Origin of the sequence: Herpetosiphon sp. NSE202 (assembly GCF_042688385.1) — a bacterium.
Classification (GTDB): Bacteria; Chloroflexota; Chloroflexia; order Chloroflexales; family Herpetosiphonaceae; genus Herpetosiphon.
Genome location: NZ_JBHUPY010000001.1, coordinates 15954 through 37955, shown reverse-complemented (window position 1 = coordinate 37955; position 22002 = coordinate 15954). Strand labels below are relative to the sequence as shown.

Genomic DNA, 22002 nt, shown 5'->3' with positions numbered 1-22002 from the left:
TGGCTATCGGAACAATAATCAAGCTAATCTGGGCAATCTGTGGCAAAAAACTCAGCCTTCGTGATCTTCGCGCCCTTCGCGGTTCCCGTTCTTCGTGGATCAAAAAAGCAATTCTTGTGCGCTTCATCGCTCACTGTAAGCTCATTCTCAGCCAATTATCATTGATTGGCCTTGGGTCTACGATTTAGGCTAGTACCACGTTCAATCGCTAACACCATCCCCTTTGTTGATTGAGCAATGTTGAGAGGGTTTACCATGCGCTATCTGTTGCTGATTGGATTGCTGTTGGTTGGATTGCTAGCAGTGAGTTGTAGCCGCAATCAAACCAGTTTAGACCAAAATACCACACCAACCAGCCTCAATACGCCATCGCCATTCGTCACTTACCAACCAATCGCAAACACGCCAACCGAAGAATATCGGCTTTTTGCCCAAAAAGAATGCAAGAACTATATCGCAGAACCTGGCCCGCCAGGATTTATCATTAATTGCTGGCATGGCTTAGTTAATGGTACTGATGTTTTCGTTGAAGGCAACGGAGTCATTCATAAACCTGCGAATTATGCGATTGTATCTGGCTATCTGACTGTTTACAAAAATGGTGAGTATATCAATAAATTTCATTTCCCCGTTGATTTAGGTGGCTTGACGATTGTGAGGGAAATGCTGCCATCGCTGGTGATTTCGGTGGGGGTGCATTTTGAAGCACTCTTCAATCTAGAAACCTATCAATGGACTGATCTCAATGGCACGCCAATTATGCTCAATCCAACCACCACTATTTGGCCAACGCTGATCATTCCGACAATTGCCCCAAGCATCGAGATTGTAGGGGTGAGTTTGCTTGACGGCGATACCAACCTGCCGATTCCCGGCTTTGATCCCATGCCCAATCCGGCAATTATTATCCTTGATTCATTACCAACCAAGCATTTTAATCTTCAAGTACATACAAATCCTCCGACGATTGGCCATGTCACCTTTCTGCTTGATAACGAGTCCCCTCATCGAATTGATCATACGCCACCCTATACCTTTATCGAGCCAGGAGAAAAGTGGGTGCCGCAAGCAGGCTTCCACGAATTGGTGATTATTGGCGCGCCAGCCAGCAATACAACCGCATGGAAAATTAATAGTAGGCTTATAGAATTTACGGTAAGCAAACTGCCAATTACGCCAACGCTTGAAACCAAAACCAGACCGATCAAAAAATAAGCACCTGCAAGCAATAGTCAAAATATGTTTCAGGAGTCAGATTTCAGGAAAGAGAAGCAAGAGCACTTTAACACAGAGGCGCAGCAAATGTATGGCTGATGGCTATGGGCTATCGTGGATGAGTTGGAACCTCCAATAGCCAATAGCCTAATCCCCCTTCGTGGTTGCAATCGTTCTTTAAGCTATGTATGGGAGAGGATCAAGATGACCTATCGCAGATTAATCGGATTACTGATCGTGGCGCTGGCGGCGGTCAGTTGTGGCCGAACGCAGTTGACGATGGATGAGAGTACGGCTCAATCTTCGGGTGGCCCAGCCGATCTTATAAGCATTACACGAGCCGCAGTATTCGCATTTTCTAGCAGTGCAACCACAGCAATTCAATTAAGCCCTGGGAAGACCGCAACCAGCGCTGTGCTTGCAACCCAATATCACATCGATCAAATTACTGCGCTTAATAACAAAGAGAAGCAATTCTTTGCCGATCAAACTCAGTGGGCATGGGATCTAGCAACCGTGTATGCTGGAGGCGAATTCCCAACATCGAGCATTATTTCAACGCTTTCACCTCGCAGAAGCGCATTTGCAACAGAGATGGCATTAGGCTATAGCCCAACCCCAGAACCGCTTCCGGTCGAAGGGCAAGTTTTTGAATGCAACCATGGATCAGATACAATTCGCGGCAACTGTTGGATTGTAAATGACACTGCGAAGCATATTTATTATTATCTTTTTACGGGGGCGCTCAGTGCGGAACCGGATCAAGGGATTCTGCTTGTCTTTGCCTCTGGCCCTTCATTAACAATCGCAGAACTGCGGAGGCAGGAATACCATACTGAGCAACCACTAGGCCTTATTATGGTTGAATCAGCAGCATGGCCATTGGTGTATTTGAAAAATCGGGCAAGCCCACCGCAACGCTTTATCTTCAACCTTGAAACCCGCCAATGGCTTGATCCCACTGATTCAAGTATTCCAGCAATGCCCACCAAAATCACACCAGTTGCAGTTACACCAACCAGCAAGTAGCACACTTCAAAAGGCGCAGAGCATGTATGGCTATAGGCTTTTGGCTTTTGGCTAACGGGGGCATTGCGGTTATTGCTTGAATCGGCATTTAACGCAGAGGCGCAGAGAAACGATGGCTATGGGCTAGCAGAATAATAATCTCAATAATCTGTGCCAATCTGTGGCAAAAAAATCGTTCTTCGTGCGCTTCGTGGTTCAGAGGCAAGGATTTTAACGCAGAGGCGCAGAGAAACGATGGCTGATGGCTATCGGCTATCGCGGATGAGTTGGAACCTCCAATAGCCAATAACCCATCTTCGTGATCTTCGCGTCCTTCGCGGTTCCCGTTCTTCGTGATCTTTGTGCGCTTCGTGGATCAATAGAAGGGACACTGAGAACCGAAATTCTCTAGCGTCCCCTATGTTCTCTGCTCTATGTTCTATGTTCTATGCTCTTACTCGCCAATCGTGCCGTTGCCTTTGCTCCATTGCATGGTGTAAAGGTTGTAGTAACGGCCTTTGCGGGCTAGCAACTCGGCATGGGTGCCCATTTCGCTAATCTGGCCGCGATCAAGCACCACAATTTTGTTGGCGCTGGTGATGGTGCTCAAACGGTGGGCAATCACAAAGCTGGTTCGGCCCCGCATCAGCGTATCCAAAGCGGCCTGAATTTGGCGCTCGGTCGTGGTATCAACGCTGCTGGTCGCTTCATCCAAAATCAGCAAGCGTGGGTCGGCCAACAAGGCGCGGGCAAATGAGAGAATTTGGCGTTGGCCAACGCTCAAGTTCACCCCATTTTCGCCAACATCGGTGTTGTAGCCTTCGGGCATGCGCTCGATAAATTCGTGGGCACCAACTGCTTTGGCGGCGGCAATCACAGCCTCATCGCTGGCATCCAAGCGGCCATAACGAATATTGTCGCTAATGCTACCACCAAAGAGGAAAGTATCTTGCAACACAATCCCCAATTGTTGGCGCAAGCTCGCTTGGGTTACGTCGCGAATATCATGGCCATCGACCAACACCGCGCCATCGGTTACATCGAAGAAGCGCCCAAGCAAACGAATGATTGTGCTTTTGCCAGCGCCAGTTTCGCCAACCAAGGCAATCGTCTCGCCTGGCTGGGCTTCGAGGGTCACATCACGCAACACTGGCTCGCCATCAGCATAGCCAAACGATACATGGTCAAACATCACATGGCCACGTACTGCTGGCAAGATTTTGGCATTCGGCGCGTCAAGCATATCCGGCTCGGTATCAAGCAAGGCAAACATGCGCTCCGATGAGGCCATGGTCGATTGAAAGGTGTTGTAGCGTTGCGCCAATTCCAAAATTGGGTCGAAAAAGCGGCTGACATACAAGACAAACGCCACTAAAACCCCAGGCGTTAGCTCATCGCCGACCACTAACCAACCACCAACGCCCACCACCAAGGCTGTTGCTAACGAACCCATAAAATCGACGGCAGGGAAGAAGGTCGCGGCCAAGCGCGCGGCGCTGGTGTTGGCATTGAAATACGAGCGATTGAGATCGTCGAAGTGCTCGCCGTTGGCCTCTTCACGCACAAAACTTTTGGTCACGCGAATGCCTGAGATCGATTCGTTCAAATAGCCGTTAATCAAGGCGATTCGTTCGCGGGTTGAGCGATAGGCTTGGCGCACCCGCACCCGCCAGTAGTTGGTCACGATGACCATAATTGGCAGCACGGCAAAGGTTACCAGCGCCAATTTCCAGTTGAGCCAGAGCATGGCCAGCGTAATGCCCACCAATGAGAAGGTTGCGCGGGTTAGCCCAGTAATCGACCAGGTAACGAAATCTTGCAACACATCAACATCGGAAATGAGGCGGCTCATCAAGCGACCAACGCTGTAGCGATTGTAGAAATTGAGCGATAAACGCTGCAAATGGCGAAACAGCGCTGAACGGACATCAGCCACCACGCCCGTGCCGACAATCGCCAACAAGTGAATCCGCGAGCGGTTCGAGAGCCATTCGCCCAACGAAACCACCGCAAAAATAATTGTCCACGTGTAGAGCGAATTGAGCGATTTGGCCTTGATGCCCACGTCAATTGCTTGACCAATCACCCACGGCGAAACGACCGACAGCACTGTGCCAATAATCATCAGCACAATTGCGGCGGTCATGGTGCGTTTGTAGGGCACGATAAAAGCCAATAACCGACGCATCAAACGCGGATCGTAAGCCTTGCCCAAGCTATTTTCATCGTCCTTGGGCAATAAATCGGCGACCTTTTTTTCTATTTCATCATCGCGCTTGCGCGACGGCGCTAAAGCTTTGGTTGTCATGGAAAACCCCATAATATCAAAAGGCAGAAGTCAAAAATCAAAAGGGATCAAGAGCTAGACAGCAGGGACTAGGTTTAAAAATATTATTCTTTGTCCTTGAGCCATCGCTACTTCGTGCTCTTTGTGTCCTTCGTGGATCAAAACGTACCCTTATGTTCTATGTTCTATGCTCTTTGTTCTTCGACAAGGCTTTCCTCTTGATCTTTGAGTTGCAGATCGTAGATGGTGCGATACAGGCCAGATTGGGCCAATAATTGTTCGTGTGTGCCGTGTTGCACCACCTTACCAGCATCGAGCACCAAAATTTGGTCGGCATTTTTGAGCGTCAACAAGCGTTGGGCAATCACAAAGGTCGTGCGACCTTGCATCAATTGGTCGAGTGCTTGTTGAATCAAGTGCTCGGTTTCGGTATCCACGCTCGATGTTGAATCATCCAAAATCAAAATCCGTGGGTTGAGCAACAAGGCGCGGGCAATTGCGATGCGCTGGCGTTGACCACCAGAAAGCGTCACGCCACGCTCGCCAACTTTGGTTTGGTAGCCTTCGCTGAAATTGAGAATAAAATCGTGGGCGCGGGCTGCTTTGGCCGCTACAATCACCTCTTCGTCGCTAGCATCGGGCCGCCCGTAGCGAATGTTGTCGGCAATGCTTGAGCTGAATAAGAATGAATCTTGCAGCACAATCCCAATTTGTTCACGCAAACTTTTAATTGCCAAATCGCGCACATCGTGGCCATCGACCAACACCCGACCTTCAATTGGGTCGTAGAAGCGTGGAATCAGGTTGGTGATTGTGCTCTTGCCAGAGCCAGTTGGCCCCATCAAGGCGATCACTTGGCCCGGTTTGGCCTCAAACGAAACATCGTGCAAAGTTGGGCGGCCACCTTCGCGATAGGCAAACGACACCTGCTCAAACTTGACGTGGCCTTGCACATGCTCCAAGCCCTGAGCAGCGGTTTTATCGGCCAGTTCATCGTAGGTATCGATAATTTCAAACACGCGGGCCGAGCTAGCAACCGCCGTCGCAGCCAAGTTGACCGTAAAGCCCAAGCGTTGCACGGGGTTGTTCAACAACAACACATAGCTGATCATGGCGAATAACGAGCCAACCGTAATCTTGCCATCAATTGCTTGCGGGCCGCCAATCCAGAGCAAAATAATCACGCTGATGGCGACCAAAAAGTTGAAAAAGGGCCAGCTATTGCCCCAAATGCGAATGACGGCAAAACGACGGTTATACCACTCGCCATTATCACGATCAAATTTTTCTAGTTCATATGGCTCGCGGGCAAAGGCTTTGACCACACGAATGCCCGTTAGGCTTTCTTGCATCATCGTCGAGAGCTTGCCCATTTGCTCTTGAATTTTGGTAAACAGCGGCTCGACGGTGTTGCCAAAGCGAATTGTGGCGTAGAGCAGCACGGGCAAGGGCAAAAGTGCCAAGCCAGTCAAGGTTAAATCCTCAACAATCATGGCCACGATAATCCCGAAAAGCAAAAGCATAGTCGAGCTAAGTTCAAGTAGCCCAACCCCGACAAAGCGCTCAGTTTCGGTAATATCGCTCGTCGCACGACTCATCAAATCGCCAGTTTGTGAGCGATCGTGGAACGAAAACGGCAGCCGTTGAATCGCATCGTAAAAACGATTGCGCAAATCGTAGGCCACGCGAAAGCTCAGCCACTCGCTATAATAGCGTTGAGCAAAGCCGAAAATAACCCTCACAACTGCCACGCCCAAAATAATGAGCGCAGTAATCAACAAGGCCCGACTTGAGCCGCTAGCAATCCCTTCGTCAATTGCTTGTTTGAGCAATTGGGGAATTGCAATGTTTAAGCCGACCGCCAACAGAGTTGAGCCATAGGCATAGAACACTTGCCTAGGGTAGGGCTTTAAGTGGGCCAGTAATCGTCGATACTGATCTAGATGCTTCACGCATGCCTCCTTTGTGTTGGTTATCCCGAACCAGCAGACTATATAGTATATGCTAAAATGTGCATAACAATATCCGACTTTGGTCGCATGATTATGTTCCAAAGGGACAGTTCAGGGGTTAAACAGCAAGGACACATCAGCTTAATTGCGATGTGTCCTTGGTGCATTGTTGTGATTATTGAGCTAAATTCGCCGTAGATTTAGCCTCAGCCCGCGTATAAAAGCAGGATTGTTCGTTTTTCGGCTCCCCCTCGCCCGCGTGCAGTAAGAGAGGAATCTCGTACAAGGGTCGGTCGTTAAGATCCCCTCACCCCAACCCCTCTCCCACTGCGGCGGGCGAGGGGCTTTCATGCTGTGGTTGTTGCATGATTGGTGGTGAAAACGGGTGCTCCCCCTCGCCCGCGTGCAGTGGGAGAGGGGGCTGGGGTGAGGGAACAGATAATCTCGGCTCCCCCTCGCCCGCGTTCAGTGGGAGAGGGGGCTGGGGGGTGAGGGAACAGATAATCCTAGCTGCGGGCGGCTTTGGCTTGGCGCATCGTTTCGTGAAACTGCTCAACGTGATCGTTGGTATGTTTTAAGCCAAGGAAGTAGCGGCCATGGGCGTTGAGCGTCCCCCACCCCTCGTAGATCACTTGGCTAATTTCAAGATGCGGCTGGTCGGGCCATGCATCGAGCATACTGAGGCACATGCGGCGGCTTTCTTCCAGTCGTTGGCGGGCTTGCTCAACGGTTTGCAAATCGCGCCATGGCATTTCATAGCGCAAGCGTTCGTTGGGCAAAATACCCGAAGCCATCGCCAAAGATGTCAAGGCTGCCTCTTCGTTGCCAGCGGTGATATGGCAAATCAAATGGCCAAACGTCCAAGCCATATCCCGTTCTTCCTCAGAAGCCCCAGGATCGTTCGCCTTGGGATCGGATGGGACGAAAACAATATCAGCGTCAACTGCATCGGTTAATAAACTCAGCAGATCGCCAATCATCTCATCGGTTGCATCCCACAGATCTTGCTTGCTTAGGCTGGCCCCAAGCTCGCCCAAGGTTTGTGTACCGTCCTTCAATGGCGTAAAATCGATCATAACACACCACTCCTATCCAGAGTTGAAACAGTATTAAGTGTACCCCAGCTTCTCGCGAATTGGCACGCTGTTTATTGATGATTTTTGCCTGAGCATTTCGATAACCAAGCCAATCCAACCCTCTAAGTCCAGCATTTGCTCAAAATACCAGCTCATTGTATGGTTGTACTGCATAATTCGCCTAAGGAAGCTGCTGCTTTCTCTAGTTAATGGTACTGCTCAATGCTGAGTTCTCCACTCGAAGGCTTGTTAGTGCTCGATCTCTCACGAGTGCTGGCAGGCCCGTATTGCACCATGATTCTTGGTGATCTTGGGGCGAATGTGATCAAAGTCGAAGCGCCACAAGGTGATGATACTCGGCGCTGGGGGCCGCCATTTGTTGCTGGCGAAAGCGCCTATTATTTGGCGGTCAATCGCAATAAACGCTCGTTGGTTGCCGACCTCAAAACCGCCGCCGATGCAGCCTTGATTCGCACCATTGCCAGCCAAGCAGATATATTGGTCGAAAATTTTCGCCCGGGCACGCTCGAACGCTTTGGCTTGAGCTTAGCCAATTTGCGGGCGCAAAATCCCCGTTTAATCACACTGACAATTAGCGGCATGGGCACAACTGGCCCTGAAGCGGAGCTACCGGGCTACGATTTTATTGTGCAAGCAACCGCAGGCTTGATGAGCATCACGGGGCCTGCCGCTGGTGAGGCTAGCAAAGTTGGGGTGGCGGTCGTCGATTTAACCACCGGAATGTTGGCAAGCAACGCAATTTTGGCGGCCTTGTATGCCCGCGAACGCACCGGGCTTGGCCAACATATTGATATTTCGTTGTTGGAATCGCAGGTAGCTTGGCTAGCAAATGTTGGCAGCGCCTACCTGATCACGGGCGAGGAGCCAACCCGCTATGGCAATGCGCACCCGACGATTGTGCCGTACCAAAGCTTTGAGGCCAGCGATGGTGCGTTTGCGCTGGCAGTTGGCAACGATCGCCAATGGCAACGTTTGTGCGCTGTTTTAGAACAACCAGCTTGGGCAGACGACCCACGTTTTAGCACCAACCCGCAGCGCGTGCAACACCGCAGCGAATTGGTAGCCTTACTTAATCAGCAGTTTGGCCAAAAACCAAGCGCTGAATGGGTTAAATTGATTCAAGCAGCAGACATTCCGGTTGGCGCTGTGCGCAGTGTTGGCCAGGTTTTGAACGATCCGCAGGTGTTGGCTCGTGAGATGGTGGTACGCGTAGATCACCCAACGATTGGCGATTTAAAACTGTTGGGTATACCCTTTAAATTCTCAGCAACCCCCGCAAGTATCCGTTTGGCTCCACCATTACTAGGCCAACATACCCAAGAAATTCACCAGCAATTCCAACCAAAAGTACTATCAGAACCAGAGTAATTTAATTGCAACGCTGCTATGACTCTGCTAAAGTGGCAAGAAACAGGTGCTTGTGCTGCTGGAGCTTGCTGCAACTGCCTTTTCGTATACACTTGGAATTGAGTTCATCAAATCCAGCCATAATTCTTAAATATCATTAATTATTACACCCTTAAACCAAACAAGCATTGTTATTCAAGCCAATTAATCATAATTGGTACAAAACTTAGCATTGTTGCTGCGATTTAATGCTTGGAAACAGCCAAATGATGATTTATATACTAAATATAATTTTAGCAATAATAGTGTAAGGAGGCAGCTTTATTTATTGATAATAAAGTTGCTTTTTTATTGATACTAGCTTGTTGATAATTTGATTAAACTCTACTATACTGGTTCGTATCAATCGCAACTTGTGATCCTCACCTACCTATTAAAATCTGGAGTATTGTTGCAACTCTATGGCAGTAATTCTAAGTAAACTGTTTTTAAGCGTGGGGATATAATAAGGCTGGCGAATTTTGCTGAGGAGGACTTATGGAATATCTTAGGCAGCGCTTTGAGCTAGCTCGTGGCCTAGCCGGCACCAATCTGCGCTCCATGGAAGGCTTGCGGGGAATTGCAGTTTTTCTTGTGTTCTTAGTTCATTTTCGGAGTTCAATCCAAGCGTGGTTGTTCAATGATAGCCCAACCGCAATCGTTAATAATGCCTTTGGAATGGTTGGCAATACGGGTGTAGATTTATTTTTCGTGCTCAGTGGGTACTTAATCTATGCCTCGTTGATGAAACGCCAGCAAGCGTATGGTAGTTTTATTGGCCGACGCATCCGGCGCATTTATCCAACATTTTTCGTAATCTTCATGGCTTATCTTGGCTTATCGATTATTTTTCCTGCTGAAAGTAAGATTCCAAGCGGAATTGCTGCTGCAACGCTCTATTTCATTCAAAACTTACTCTTTTTGCCTGGAATGCTGCCGATTGAACCAATGATTACGGTGGCATGGTCGCTTAGCTACGAGGTTTTTTACTACCTCATTATGCCATTGATCGTGCTGGCAATTGGCTTGCGCGCTAAAACGTCCCAATGGAGGATCGGCTTCTTCAGCATTGTTGGGGTCATCTTGGCCGCCATCTGTATTATTTGGCAAGGCCCGTTGAAGCTCGCAATGTTTATTGCTGGAATTTTGCTACATGAGTTGTTGGAATCGAAGCGCAATTATACTCCTACAGCCTGGCTTGGCTTGCTTGGGTTGCTTGTTGGCACGTGCGCACCATTACTACCGCTCAGCGGCATGATTGGCAATGCGATTCGCTTTAGCCTGATTTTCAGCGGCTTTTTGCTGGCATGCTGGCATTGTTTCAGCCAAGCTGAATCGTGGCTCAAACAAGCGCTTTCGTGGACTCCCTTGCGCTGGCTGGGCAATATGAGCTATTCCTACTATTTGGTTCATGGTTTGAGCTTGCATGCAGGCTTTATGCTGTTGCAAAAATTTATGCCCGCTACGCCGACTGGTGGCTGGTTCTTTTGGTTGATCTTGCCGCTCATGTTTGGGGTAACGCTGGTCAGCGGAGCGCTATTGTTTGTTTTGGTTGAACATCCAATGTCGTTGAAAAGCGCCAGCAAACCGGTTGTCGTAGAGGAAACTCGCGAGCCTGAAGTGCGGCCAACGCTCAACACAGACGCTGCCTAGAGCAAACCACGCCTATTTAAGTTTTGATCCACGAAGGGCACGAAGGACGATTAGGCTATTGGAATGTGGCACCGGGAATTCGTTGAAATTACCCCAATTCAAGAGCCAATAGCCTAATCCATCGCTCCCAATCCCCAATTCCTCTGTTCTCTGTTCTTTTTTGACTTTTGCTGTTCATCCCTCATCCTTCATCCGTTCCTATGTTCTATGTTCTTTGCTCTATGTTCTATTCTTCATCCTTCATCCCTTCTTTAATGTGGTAGCATACAGATAGTTTAGTGGGGGATTGCAACTGTGCGATTTGTACGTGCTCGACTCACAACCTTCGACGACCCGCATTATCGGGCGTTTGTTGAACAGATGACGATTGCTCGTGAGAATCAGCGGGCAACTCGGCCACCGCGCCAGCGCGATTTGTTTGGTGGCGAGGCCGAACAGTTGCTGCGCGAATGGCTCACAGCGCAGGGTCAAGCGCTTTCCGAGCGCCGAATTCTCGAATACGACGAGCGCAGTGGTCGCCAAACTATTCGTAAATATCGCGAAATTGATGCCTTGGTGGAGGTTGGGCGTAGCGTGCATGTGTTTGAGGTCAAGGCCAGTCGTTCAGCCCATACCATTCGCAAAGCAGCAACCCAACTTCACGACATTCGCGCAGCTCTGCAATTAATTATTCCTCGGGTCTATACGACGTTGTTATTGGTCGATACTGGCATTCCTGATGCAGAGGCCGTGCAAGCGTTGATGCGTAGCCCCGATGCCCCGCATACACCACCACCAACCATCGCTGATATTATTGGCAATCAAAGTCGCTTCCACCTGATTGAACATCCTGAACAAGCCCAACAATGGCCAGATCAGATTAGCATTCGGCGTTTTAGCCTCGATCAATTAGTTGCGATGGCTGGCGATCGCCCGTTGCATCTCGATTGGGCGCTTGATGATGATGAGGAAGTGCCCAGTCCACTACCGATCAAGCGTCAAACTGTGGCTGATGATCCCGATGATGATACCGATAATCCATTTGCTGCGCTGCTTGGCGCATTATGAGGTATAACTGTGTCCGCCCTCTACGATTCGACGGTCGAAGCCGACCGTATTGCTGCCACAACCAGCTATCCGCCAGCACCATGGGTCATGCAAGGAACATGGGTTTGGTGTGTGCATCCAGTCAAACGCAACGCCGTCGCCGACTTGCTGCCAGCGCCGCTTAAGCCACTCTGGCTGCCAGCAGGCCGCAGTTTGGGATTTTCGTTGGTTGGTCAATATGGCACAGGCTCGACCTTGCATTATGGCGAGGCTGCCTGTGGTTTGGTGCTCAAACTTGGCCCGCGTCCTGCGATTTGGATTCATGGCCTGGTCGTCGACTTGGATGAATCGGTGGCTGGCGGGCGCAACATTTGGCACTTGCCCAAAGAATTAGCCCGCATTTCATGGACGAATCCCAGCCGCGACCGGATTAGCGCCGATCAACAAGGCCGCTTGCTACTGAGCTTCGAAGGCATTCCCAAGAAAATCAATGGCTTTAATGTAGGCATGAATTTCGATGTGCTAGTTGTGCACGAGCAAGAACTGTATCGAATTCCGGCGCGCTTTGCTGGCACAGTCGGCATCACCCGTAAAATTCGGCCCTTCTTTCCGGCCAGCGGCGCGTGGGCCAAATTTGGCGTTTCGGGCTATTCGATCTCTGGTTTAGGCAATGGCCGTGGCGATTTTGGCGAATTGCTAAAGGTATAAATTTTCAGGCCCGAGCCGACTAGCAGAGCAAGCTAGTCGGCTTTTAACATGTTCAGCAAAGATGCGGTATAATTAGCACAGAGGTGCGAAAATGCCAGATTTATCCCATACCAATATTGCCAATCATGCGCTGTTTGAAGAGCGCTTACGCAATTTGCCGCTCGCCCCAGGCGTGTATATCTATCGCGACCAAGCCAATACAATCATTTACGTGGGCAAATCCAAAAGCCTGCGCGATCGGGTGCGTTCGTATTTTGGTGCGCCGCGCGGCCTGACCAGCAAAACCCGCCGTTTGGTGCAAAATATTGCCGATTTTGAATTTATTACCACCGACACCGAACTAGAAGCCTTGCTTTTAGAAATGAATCTGATCAAAAAGCACCGCCCACGCTACAATGTGTTGCTCAAAGATGATAAAAGCTATCCCTATATTAAAATTACCAAGGAAGAATGGCCACGAGTGCTGCGCGTGCGCAAAGTGCTCGAAGATGGCGGAATTTATTTTGGGCCATTTGCCAAAGCTAGCAGCGTCTATGCAACAATTGAATTATTAAATAAATTATTTGCGTTTCGTTTATGTAACGATGATATGTTTAAAAAGCATGCCCGAATGAACCGAGCTTGTATGTATTATGATATTAAACGCTGTCTTGGGCCATGTGCCAATAACTGCACCAGCGAAGAATATAGCACAGCGATTAATCAAGTGCGGTTATTTTTAAGCGGCAAGCCCGAAGCAATTTTGCGCGACCTCAAAGTGAAAATGAACCAAGCCGCCGAAGATTTGCAATTCGAGCGCGCGGCCTATGTGCGCGATCAAATTAAGGCGGTTGAGCGCGTGATGGAGCGCCAAAAGGTGCTGAACACTGCCGCCAGCGACCAAGATGTAATTGCCTTTGCCCGCGATGAAGGCAAAGCAGTCGTCCAAGTTTTCTATATTCGCGGGGGCAAACTGATTGGCTCGGAGCCGTTTACCCTGCAAGGCACCGAGGAAGAACATCCAGAAGCCTTGATGAGTTCATTTTTAACCCAATTTTATGATGCAGCTGCCGATATTCCGCCCAATATTCTGTTGCCCGATTATCCCGAAGAAACCCAAATTATCGAGCAATGGCTGGAAAGCAAGGGCGGGCACAAGGTCAGTTTGCAAGTGCCACGCCGTGGCGATAAGAAAGATTTGGTCGATTTGGCAGCCCGCAACGCCAGCCAAACCCTCGATCAGCTGCGCTTGCAATGGCTCAACGCCGAACAACGAGCGACAGCTGGATTAAGCCGATTGCGCGATGTCTTGAATTTGGCTGAATTGCCGCAACGCATCGAATGCTACGACATTTCGAATACCCAAGGCACCAACTCGGTGGGGAGTATGGTGGTGTTCGAGCAGGGTGAGCCAGCCAAAAAGCACTATCGCCGCTTCAAAATCAAAACCGTCGAAGGTGCAAACGATGTGGCCTCGCTCAGCGAAGTGCTGCAACGCCGCTTTGCTCGCGCCGATGATACAGGCCAAAGCGAAGATCCAGAGCCAGTAGAGCAACCAAGCGCCGAGCCAGCGAGCAACGACGAAACTTGGACAATTCTGCCTGATCTGATTTTGATCGACGGTGGGATTGGCCAAGTGAATGCCGCCGCCAAAACCTTGGCCGCAGCGGGCTTCGAGCATATTCCAGTGGTTGGCTTGGTCAAGGGTGATACCAAAGGCCACTTGCCGTTTGGCTTGGTCAAACCCGGCCAGCGCGTGCCAATCGCCTTTGCCCAAAACGATCCTGGCTTGCATCTTGTACAGCGCATCGACGAAGAAGCCCACCGGTTTGCGATTAGCTATCACCGCAAATTGCGCACAAAAGGTATGCTGCGCTCGACGATGGAAGATATTCCAGGCATCGGCCCTAAACGCAAAAAAGCCTTGATCAACGCCTTTGGCTCGCTCGATGGGATTCGCAACGCCAGTATCGAGGAACTAGCCGCCGTGCCCGGCATGACCCGCAAAGCCGCCGAGGAGATCAAAGGACTTTTATAGAAGGATGAAGGCAAAAATCAAAAGTCAGAAGTCAAAATTTAACGCAGAGGCGCAGAGAAACCAAAGGATGAAGGCAGAACATAGAACATAGAACATAGAACATAGAGCATAGAACGTAGAGGCGCAGAGGAATCAAAGGATGAGGGATGAAAGCAGAACATCGAACATAGAGCATAGCTGTACTGGTACATTGGATTGGCACCCATGTTCCCTCACCCCCAGCCCCCTCTCCCACGAGAACGCGGGCGAGGGGGAGCATCCGTTTAACCATGCAGTGCGGCAGAACCACGGCGTTAAAGCCCCTCGCCCGCCACGTGGGAGAGGGGTTGGGGTGAGGGGATCAAGCCTCGGTTAACCTGATGAACCATTACAGCTATAGGCTATGGGCTATGACGACATAATCTGTGCCAAAAAATTAATCTTCGCGATCTTCGCGTTCTTCGTGGTTGCTCGTCCTTCGTACTCGTTGTGCGCTTCGTGGATCAAAACCAGCTCCAATGCAGATCGTATGTTCTATGCTCTATGTTCTATGTTCTCGCTGACCAGCGTAACAATTTTGAAACAAACGCCCTAGCGTAGCTTTGACAACAGCCAAGCCATGGTGTATCATTTTAGCGTTGTCGGGGCGTGGCTCAGCCCGGTAGAGCACAGCGTTCGGGACGCTGAGGTCGGAGGTTCGAATCCTCTCGCCCCGACCACCAATCACCGTTTTGGCGGTGATTTTTTGTTTTTAGGCTTTTGACAAGCCTGCACCGCTGGTTGATAATGGCCTGCGCTATGCAACGAAGCACATTTTTTCGATTCCAACCACTCTTTTGGCTTCTCATCGTTGGGGTTTGCGCAGGCAGCCTCGCCGCTTGGTCGTGGCTTGAAAATGAGCAATGGCGCGGCGTAAGTACGCACGTTGATCAGCCAATTGCTTGGGCCAATGTGCCGCAAGGCGGCGTGAATTTGCCCAGTTTGCACCTCGAAGCACCTGAGGTGATTTCGCGCACCCTCGATACAGCCAAAGCTGCTGGCTTTTATTGGCTGCGCGTCCAGTTTCCTTGGGAAGATATTGAGATTCACGCCAAAAACGATTTTCGCGATTATCGCCACGATTACAATGGCGATGGCACGGTTGATCAAAACGATGCAATCTCAGCTTGGACCAAATACGATGGGATTGTGGCAGCGGCCCAAGCCCGCAATTTGCAATTGATCGTGCGACTTGACCGCCCGCCAAGCTGGGCACGCCAAAACCTGCCGATGGAGAGTTTTCGCGTCGCCAAACGCGAGCAAGACCCTGGCTCGACCGGCCCGCCCGACAATTATGCAGATTATGGCGATTATGTAAATGCCGTGGTTGAGCGCTATCGTGGCAAAGTGCGCTTTTTTCAGATTTGGAACGAGCCAAATTATGGCCACGAGTGGAATTGGGCCGATCCCAATCCTGCTGAATTTATCGAATTATTGAAACTTGGCTATACCCGCGCCAAAGCTGCCAACCCCGATGCAATCATTATTTTCCCGAGCCTTACGCCTGCTGATGGCTTCGATTGGCAAGCCAAGAACGATCTCGAATTTTTGGCCCAAATCTACGAGCGAGGCGGGGCTGCCTATTTTGATATTTTTAGTGCTCAGGGCTATGGCCTTGGCCAGCCAGCAACCGAAAATCGCTATGTACGCCCAGTGCTCAACCCCGATGGTTCGTTGAAGCGCGATAAGCTTTGGCAACGTCCGCTCGATTCGCGCACCGATGTGACACGGGTGGTGTTACTACGCGAAGTAATGGAGCGCTATGGCGACGAGCATAAAGCGGTTTGGATTAGCGAATTTGGCTGGAACAGCTCACCAGTAGCGACCCAATACGGCGCGCCAGTCAGTGAAGAACAAAAAGCCCAATATCTGGTTGAATATTTGCAACGAGCACGCCAAGAATGGCCATGGCTTGGCGCGATGAATATTTGGTTTTTGCGGCCTGGGGTTGGCTTCTCGCCCGAAGATCCAACGATTCATTTTGCCTTGCTCAAGAGCGATTGGACTGAACTGCCAGCCTATAGCGCCGTTAAATCATATCTGAATCAAGCGCCGCAATTGGGCATTGGCCGCTATCAGCCAACTGATTTGCTGTGGCAAAACAGCGACGTGTATGTGGCAAATTGGTGGGGCGAACGGCTGAGCGTCGAAAGTACAGGCCCAATTGAGCTAGAAGTTGATGGCAAAGTGCTTACAACCCAATCCTTTGAGGGCGAACTAGGCCAGCATCAGCTGCGGATTCGCGGCGAGTGGCAAACACTCACGATTAGCCGCCAACGAGCGTGGTGGTGGCTTTGGGCCAGCATTCCATTTGGGCTTTGGCTCGGCTTGTTACTAGCATTGAAGCGTTTTTGGAGCGTCCTAGTACGAAAGAGAACTGTATGATGCTTGCACGTTGGCGTTGGCATCCATTGGCAACTGTCGGGGTTAGCGGCATCGCGACGTTAGCAATTTTGGCTTTGTATCGACCAAAACGCTTTGCGCCCTTGGTTGGCATCGATGAAGCTGCTGCGCACAATTTGCTTTTTGCGCTGGCGTTGCTGGCGCTTTTTGCGGCACTTGCTTGGCTGCGGCCAGAAATTGGCTTGGCTGGCGTAGCCGCAACAATTCCTTTCAACTATCGCTCGCGTGGCTTTTGGGATGGCGACTTTCCGTTTATCAATGGCAAATATTTTCCATTGCACGAACTACTGTTGCTGGTTGTTTTAGGTGTAACCGCGCTCGATCTTGGTTGGCGTTTGCTGCGTGGGCGCAGTGCATGGCGAGTTTGGTGGCGCGAACATTGGCGCATGCTGCTGCTGCCCTTGGCTTGGCTGCTGATTGCGACATTTGCTGCAACGTTGGCCGTGCCCGAAGGCCAAGCAGAGGCATGGCGCGAATGGCGCTGGATGATCGTCGAGCCATTGCTGTTGTATGGCTTGATTCTCTATTGGCAACCACGCTACCCCGTGCGGCGCTGGCTACTTTGGGGCTTGCTTGCTGGCAGCGCAATCGTGGCAGTAATTGGCATTTTGCAATGGCGCGACCTCGATTGGACTCCAATTGATGGCACGGGTATGTGTTTTAGCGATTTGATCGTTGATTCTGGCGGCACCAAACGTACCTCATCAGTCTATTGCCACCCCAACAATTTGGCACTCTGGATGGATCGCGCGAGTATGTTGGCGGTTGTGGCTGCTGCTTGGACACTCTGGCAATTTTGGCGCAAGCGCAGCTGGCAAACGGCGGCGTGGTCGGTGCTCTATCTTGGGGCCAGCAGTTTATTGGTGCTCAGCCTGATGCTGACCTATTCCAAGGGCGCGCGTTTTGCCGTAGCGTTGGTGCTGATTGGCCTGAGTTGCTTGCCACGGCGTTGGTGGCTGCCGCTAATCACGAGCGTGGTGCTTGGTGGGTTGTTGCTCTATTCGTCGTTGAGCGGGCCTGAACGCCTGAGCGTAACAGGCGATTCAAGCTCGGCACGCTTGAGCATTTGGCGTTCAGCAACAGCGATGATCGCCGACCATCCAATTTTGGGCATTGGGCTTGATCAATTTTATTTCTATTTCAACCCCCAATATAATCGTGGCTACATTGAGCCAGCGCTTGCCAACGACCTTGCCGAGCGCAACACAGCCCATCCACATAATTTGTTGCTCGATCTATGGTTGCGGGTTGGAATTGGAGGCTTAATTATTTTTGCCAGTTTGGCGTGGCGCAGCGTGCGGCGCAGTTGGCAGATTTGGCATAGCGATCAGCCGGAACGCTGGTTGGCACTCGCCGCGATTGCCGCCTTATTGGCAGGCTGGCTGCATGGCGGGGTTGATCAAGGCTATTTCTCCAGCGACATTGCTATGGTCACATGGCTCGCCTTTGGCATGATCGATAGCTTTCGGATTAAGCAAGCGGATACGGCCAAAATAGTACAATAATTCTATTGAAAAGCGCAGCATTTCGCACTAAAATCTATTTAATATTTTTAATGTTTATCAGTTTAGCAAACCATAAGAATAAAAACAGGCTATAGGTTGAGGAGTGCTGGCCGTGGAATTTGATCCATCGCAACCAAATGCTGGCCGAATTTACGATTATTTGTTGGGTGGTAGCCACAACTTTGCGGTTGATCGGGTGGCTGCAGAACGCTTGGTGCAGATGATTCCAACGATTGAAAATGGTGCGCGCTTAAATCGTTGGTTTTTGGATATTGCGATCAATCGCTTGGCTGATGTGGGCTTTACTCGCTATCTTGATTTGGCCAGCGGCTTGCCCACCCAAGGCTACATTCACGAAATTCGCCCCGATGCCTTGGTGCTTTACAACGATTATGATCAGGCCACCGTCGCCTATGCGCGTGAAATTATCGGCAACAATCCTCGGGTTATTTATCATCACGCCGATATTGCTGAGCTTGAATCGATTTTGGCCCAAGCCGATCAACATTTTGCTGGCGAACGCAAGTTGGCCATCTGTATCATTGGGGTTTCCTATTTTTTGGATGATCAGGTGTTGCGCCAAACATTACAACGTTTATACGAATGGTGTAGTGCTGGCTCGCAACTCGCCATCTCGTGGCTAACGCTACCAGCAAATCCCAACCCCAAATTACAAGAATTACTGGCTCGCTATCAGGCCATGGGCAGCCCAATCTATCCCCGCACCGTTGCCCAAATCAACCAGTTTATCGCGCCATGGACGTTGCTTGAGCCAGGCTTTCAGCGGCTCTCCGAATGGAACGAAATTGATGGCACATGGATTATCGAAGGCGACCGCCAAGCAGACGATGATCAAAGCGATATGTATGGCACGTTTATGATTAAAGGCTGAGTGAGAGCATAGAGCATAGAGCATAGAGCAACGAAGGATGAAGGATGAGGGATGAAAGTAAAATGATCAGAGATCAGGGATTAGAGGCTTTTGGTTTTTGGTCGGAAGCTCCTATAGCATGATCCCCTCACCCCAACCCCTCTCCCACGGAGCGGGCGAGGGGCTTTAATCCCGTGGTTCTGCCGCACTGCGTGGTGAAAACGGATACTCCTCCTCGCCCGCGTTCAGTGGGAGAGGGGATTTGATGCCGTGGTTCTTGCACAATGCGTCGGTAAAAACCGCTGCTCCCCTCGCCCGCGTTCAGTGGGAGAGGGGCTGCTTACAAGGGTAGGTTGTTAAGATCCCCTCACCCCAACCCCTCTCCCGTGGCGCGGGCGAGGGGCTTTAACGCGCTGGTTCTTCCCCAATTCCTTGGCGAACAATGGTCGGCTCCTCCTCGCCCGCGTTCAGTGGGAGAGGGGGTTGGGGGGTGAGGGAACGTTCCACTGCCGACCAATCGCTCAAAACCTACCCTTGTAAGGAGAGGGGCTGGGGGGTGAGGGAATGCCACTCGTTGTCAATCCAATGAATCATTACACCTAGAGCCTATACCGTATAGCCTTACTTCGTGCGCTTCGTGTCCTTCGTGGTTAGAAACCCTACGCCCGCAACGCATCCAAATCTGGGCGTAGCACGACGCTTTCTTGCTCGTTGGGGTCGGTGCGCGCAATAATCGCCACTGCTTCTTCGGCATATGGGTTGAAGGGAAAGTGCGGCATGCCAGCGGGAATATAGACATATTCGCCAGCATGCACGACCGCATGGCGCTCCAACTGCTGGCCATAATACATTTCGACCGTACCGCTCAGCATATAAATTGCGGTTTCGTGGCTTTCGTGGTGATGCGCTTTGGCGCGTGCGCCAGCAGGCATGCGCAGCATATGCATACACAGCGCCTGCGAGCCTGCGGTTTCGGCGGCAATGCCAGCAAAATAGTTCAGCCCTTGTTTGCCAGCAAACCCATGTTGTTCGTTGGGCCGGATAATTACACAATTAACTTGTTCAGACATCTGCATTCCCCCAGATATTAGCTTTCCCAAAATGGCTTGAGCACACCGCGATCGACCAAGACCTCGCGCATTTCGAGCATGGCCGTGTAGGTTGGCAGCATCGTCAAAGCTGTGTCGTTGGCAATTGCTAGATCAAAGGCTTGCGCCAAATCTGGCTCGACATGGATTTGCTGCTGGTCAATCCCAGCATATTTCAAGCGATTGGCCATATCTGCCGCCCGCGTACCACTCACCACAATTTTTTGGGTATGGCCGGCCAACGCTTCAAAATCTGCATCCCAAAGCCATGAAACATCAGTACCATCGGCAATTTTATCGTTAATCGCAATCATCAAGTTAAGCGGTGCTTGGCTCCCGCTGGTAATCATGCGCACAGTTTCGCTTGCCCCAATCGGATTTTTAATCAAGGCCATCAAAACCTGTTTTTGCTGATAGTCAAAGCGTTCGATCCGCCCGAAGGCGGCGCTAAATTGCTCCAAGGCCGCGCGAATAATTGGCAACGGCACATCCAAGGCGCTGGTGGCGGCAATCGCTGCTAAGGCATTGAGCGCATTGTAGAGTCCAGGCAAAGGCAAGTTTAATTCGAGCGCTTGCTGGCCTTGGGCTTGATTCAACACGACGCGCAAGGTACTGCCGCGCGTGCCATCAAGCTCCAATTGGCGCAGCACAATGTGCGGCTCTGGCCGGCGATGACCGCAGGCTGGGCAATAATAACGCCCGATATGGCCATAATAGGCAGGATCATAGCTATAGGGCTGGCCACAACGGCGACAGAAAATTGAATCGGCGGCATGGCGCAGCGCATCGTTGCCATGGCGCGTATCTTCGAGGCCATAAAAAAGCACCTTGGCTTGCAAGCCAGTTGCCAAATCGGCGATTGCCGGATCGTCGGCGTTCAACACGACGGTGCTGGTGCTCGGCAGCGTTGCAAGCACTTTTTGCCATTTGGCGGCCAGCGTATCAACCTCGCCATAGCGATCAAGCTGATCGCGAAAGAGATTGAGCAGCAAAACCACTCGCGGCTGGGTTTCAGCAATTGCGGCAGGCAAATGGGCCTCATCAACCTCGAACAAAGCACGGTTATACTGCGGCGCGCCCCAAATGCCTAGATCGAGGGTGGCAGCGGTTAGCCCAGTGATCAAATTGGCTCCAGCCCGATTATGTAATGCAGGCTGGCCTTGTTGGCTGCAAATTGCCGCGATCATGCGGCTGGTCGTAGTTTTGCCGTTCGTACCGGAAATAAGCATCACGCCGCCATTGAGCCGCTGCGCCTGATGCCGCAATACGTCGGGCGCAACCCGGCGCGCAATTCGACCAGGTAAATTTGTGCCGCCGCCAAAGCCAAACTGGCGGCTTGCCCATTGCGCTAATTGCGCAACACTTAATGCAACATGCTCACGTAGTGTCATGATTATCCTCAGTCACAACCAGCCCATACTTTCTGGAGAGTAGGATAGCATAAAAGTCAAAAGGCAAAAATCAGAAGGCAAAAATCAGAAGGCAAAAGTCAGAAGGCAGAAGGCAAAAGTCCAAAGCCTAGAACTAATTTCCCTTCGCGCGCTTCGCGGTTCCATCCTTCGTGCGCTTCGTGTCCTTCTTGGATCAAATTTTTAACGCAGAGGCGCAGAGGAATACTGGCTTTGGGCTATCGGCTTTGGGAACAGAATCAAACATAATCTGTGGCTAAAAACTTAACCTTCGCGATCTTCGCGTGCTTCGTGGTTTCAATTTTTGGCTTTTGATTTTTGCCCTTTGACTTTTGCCTTTACTTTGCCTTTCGCTACGC

15 protein-coding genes and 1 tRNA gene are annotated in these 22002 nt (G+C 50.8%); 11 read left to right on the top strand and 5 right to left on the bottom strand.

The window, feature by feature from the left end; translation table 11 throughout:
* Positions 1 to 255 precede the first annotated feature (255 nt).
* Together ACFMKP_RS00160 and ACFMKP_RS00155 are read left to right on the top strand one after the other, a co-directional pair.
* Positions 256 to 1215 (top strand): hypothetical protein, encoded by a 960-nt coding sequence (locus ACFMKP_RS00160; protein ID WP_382287942.1) that lies wholly within the window; start codon positions 256 to 258, stop codon positions 1213 to 1215.
* Positions 1216 to 1329: 114 nt separating this feature from the next.
* The gene (locus ACFMKP_RS00155) at positions 1330 to 2244 is read left to right on the top strand and encodes a hypothetical protein (protein ID WP_382287940.1); all 915 of its coding nucleotides are present in this window, start codon (positions 1330 to 1332) and stop codon (positions 2242 to 2244) included.
* A gap of 433 nt (positions 2245 to 2677) precedes the next feature.
* Here ACFMKP_RS00155 and ACFMKP_RS00150 read toward each other — a convergent pair whose 3' ends face one another.
* The 3 genes from ACFMKP_RS00150 to ACFMKP_RS00140 all read right to left on the bottom strand — a co-directional run bounded on the left by ACFMKP_RS00150 (position 2678) and on the right by ACFMKP_RS00140 (position 7538).
* Entirely contained in the window at positions 2678 to 4531 is a 1854-nt protein-coding gene (locus tag ACFMKP_RS00150; RefSeq protein ID WP_382287938.1) for an ABC transporter ATP-binding protein, read from the bottom strand.
* A gap of 164 nt (positions 4532 to 4695) precedes the next feature.
* Complete coding sequence (locus tag ACFMKP_RS00145) at positions 4696 to 6462, bottom strand: ABC transporter ATP-binding protein (RefSeq protein ID WP_382287936.1); 1767 nt, start codon at positions 6460 to 6462, stop codon at positions 4696 to 4698.
* A gap of 506 nt (positions 6463 to 6968) precedes the next feature.
* Positions 6969 to 7538 carry a DinB family protein gene (locus ACFMKP_RS00140; RefSeq protein WP_382287934.1) on the bottom strand — a complete coding sequence of 190 codons (570 nt, stop codon included), beginning with the start codon at positions 7536 to 7538 and terminating at the stop codon, positions 6969 to 6971.
* A gap of 222 nt (positions 7539 to 7760) precedes the next feature.
* Between ACFMKP_RS00140 and ACFMKP_RS00135 the strand changes: the two genes are divergently transcribed.
* From ACFMKP_RS00135 to ACFMKP_RS00095, 9 genes are all read left to right on the top strand, one after another.
* Positions 7761 to 8927 (top strand): CaiB/BaiF CoA transferase family protein, encoded by a 1167-nt coding sequence (locus tag ACFMKP_RS00135; protein ID WP_382287932.1) that lies wholly within the window; start codon positions 7761 to 7763, stop codon positions 8925 to 8927.
* Positions 8928 to 9443: 516 nt separating this feature from the next.
* Positions 9444 to 10598: an acyltransferase family protein gene (locus tag ACFMKP_RS00130; RefSeq protein ID WP_382287930.1), complete on the top strand. Its 1155-nt coding sequence runs from the start codon at positions 9444 to 9446 to the stop codon at positions 10596 to 10598.
* Between the two features lie 294 nt (positions 10599 to 10892).
* Positions 10893 to 11645, top strand: coding sequence for a hypothetical protein (locus ACFMKP_RS00125; protein ID WP_382287929.1), 753 nt, complete (start codon positions 10893 to 10895; stop codon positions 11643 to 11645).
* A 9-nt stretch (positions 11646 to 11654) separates the two neighbouring features.
* Positions 11655 to 12332, top strand: a complete 678-nt coding sequence (locus ACFMKP_RS00120; protein WP_054536229.1) for an acetoacetate decarboxylase family protein — start codon at positions 11655 to 11657, stop codon at positions 12330 to 12332.
* A 91-nt stretch (positions 12333 to 12423) separates the two neighbouring features.
* Positions 12424 to 14349: an excinuclease ABC subunit UvrC gene (gene uvrC / locus ACFMKP_RS00115; protein WP_382287926.1), complete on the top strand. Its 1926-nt coding sequence runs from the start codon at positions 12424 to 12426 to the stop codon at positions 14347 to 14349.
* 621 nt (positions 14350 to 14970) lie between these two features.
* A tRNA-Pro gene (locus ACFMKP_RS00110) sits at positions 14971 to 15047 on the top strand.
* Between the two features lie 79 nt (positions 15048 to 15126).
* Positions 15127 to 16752: a cellulase family glycosylhydrolase gene (locus ACFMKP_RS00105; protein WP_382287924.1), complete on the top strand. Its 1626-nt coding sequence runs from the start codon at positions 15127 to 15129 to the stop codon at positions 16750 to 16752.
* Positions 16749 to 18275 carry an O-antigen ligase family protein gene (locus ACFMKP_RS00100; protein WP_382287922.1) on the top strand — a complete coding sequence of 509 codons (1527 nt, stop codon included), beginning with the start codon at positions 16749 to 16751 and terminating at the stop codon, positions 18273 to 18275. Before ACFMKP_RS00105 ends, ACFMKP_RS00100 begins: the two co-directional genes overlap by 4 nt.
* Positions 18276 to 18387: 112 nt before the next feature.
* Entirely contained in the window at positions 18388 to 19167 is a 780-nt protein-coding gene (locus tag ACFMKP_RS00095; RefSeq protein WP_382287920.1) for an SAM-dependent methyltransferase, read from the top strand.
* Positions 19168 to 19805: 638 nt separating this feature from the next.
* On the opposite strand, the gene ACFMKP_RS00090 is transcribed toward ACFMKP_RS00095, so the two are convergent.
* Both ACFMKP_RS00090 and ACFMKP_RS00085 read right to left on the bottom strand, forming a co-directional pair.
* Positions 19806 to 20222: a cupin domain-containing protein gene (locus ACFMKP_RS00090; protein WP_382287918.1), complete on the bottom strand. Its 417-nt coding sequence runs from the start codon at positions 20220 to 20222 to the stop codon at positions 19806 to 19808.
* An 11-nt stretch (positions 20223 to 20233) separates the two neighbouring features.
* Positions 20234 to 21625: a MurT ligase domain-containing protein gene (locus tag ACFMKP_RS00085; RefSeq protein WP_382287916.1), complete on the bottom strand. Its 1392-nt coding sequence runs from the start codon at positions 21623 to 21625 to the stop codon at positions 20234 to 20236.
* Positions 21626 to 22002: the final 377 nt, after the last annotated feature.

What these genes read in the sequence shown, in the direction of transcription:
- ACFMKP_RS00160 (WP_382287942.1), top strand. Translation starts at nt 256, where the DNA reads ATGCGCTATCTGTTGCTGATTGGATTGCTGTTGGTTGGATTGCTAGCA.
- ACFMKP_RS00150 (WP_382287938.1), bottom strand. Translation starts at nt 4,531, where the DNA reads ATGACAACCAAAGCTTTAGCGCCGTCGCGCAAGCGCGATGATGAAATA.
- ACFMKP_RS00140 (WP_382287934.1), bottom strand. Translation starts at nt 7,538, where the DNA reads ATGATCGATTTTACGCCATTGAAGGACGGTACACAAACCTTGGGCGAG.
- ACFMKP_RS00135 (WP_382287932.1), top strand. Translation starts at nt 7,761, where the DNA reads ATGCTGAGTTCTCCACTCGAAGGCTTGTTAGTGCTCGATCTCTCACGA.
- ACFMKP_RS00130 (WP_382287930.1), top strand. Translation starts at nt 9,444, where the DNA reads ATGGAATATCTTAGGCAGCGCTTTGAGCTAGCTCGTGGCCTAGCCGGC.
- uvrC (WP_382287926.1), top strand. Translation starts at nt 12,424, where the DNA reads ATGCCAGATTTATCCCATACCAATATTGCCAATCATGCGCTGTTTGAA.
- ACFMKP_RS00105 (WP_382287924.1), top strand. Translation starts at nt 15,127, where the DNA reads ATGCAACGAAGCACATTTTTTCGATTCCAACCACTCTTTTGGCTTCTC.
- ACFMKP_RS00100 (WP_382287922.1), top strand. Translation starts at nt 16,749, where the DNA reads ATGATGCTTGCACGTTGGCGTTGGCATCCATTGGCAACTGTCGGGGTT.
- ACFMKP_RS00090 (WP_382287918.1), bottom strand. Translation starts at nt 20,222, where the DNA reads ATGCAGATGTCTGAACAAGTTAATTGTGTAATTATCCGGCCCAACGAA.
- ACFMKP_RS00085 (WP_382287916.1), bottom strand. Translation starts at nt 21,625, where the DNA reads ATGACACTACGTGAGCATGTTGCATTAAGTGTTGCGCAATTAGCGCAA.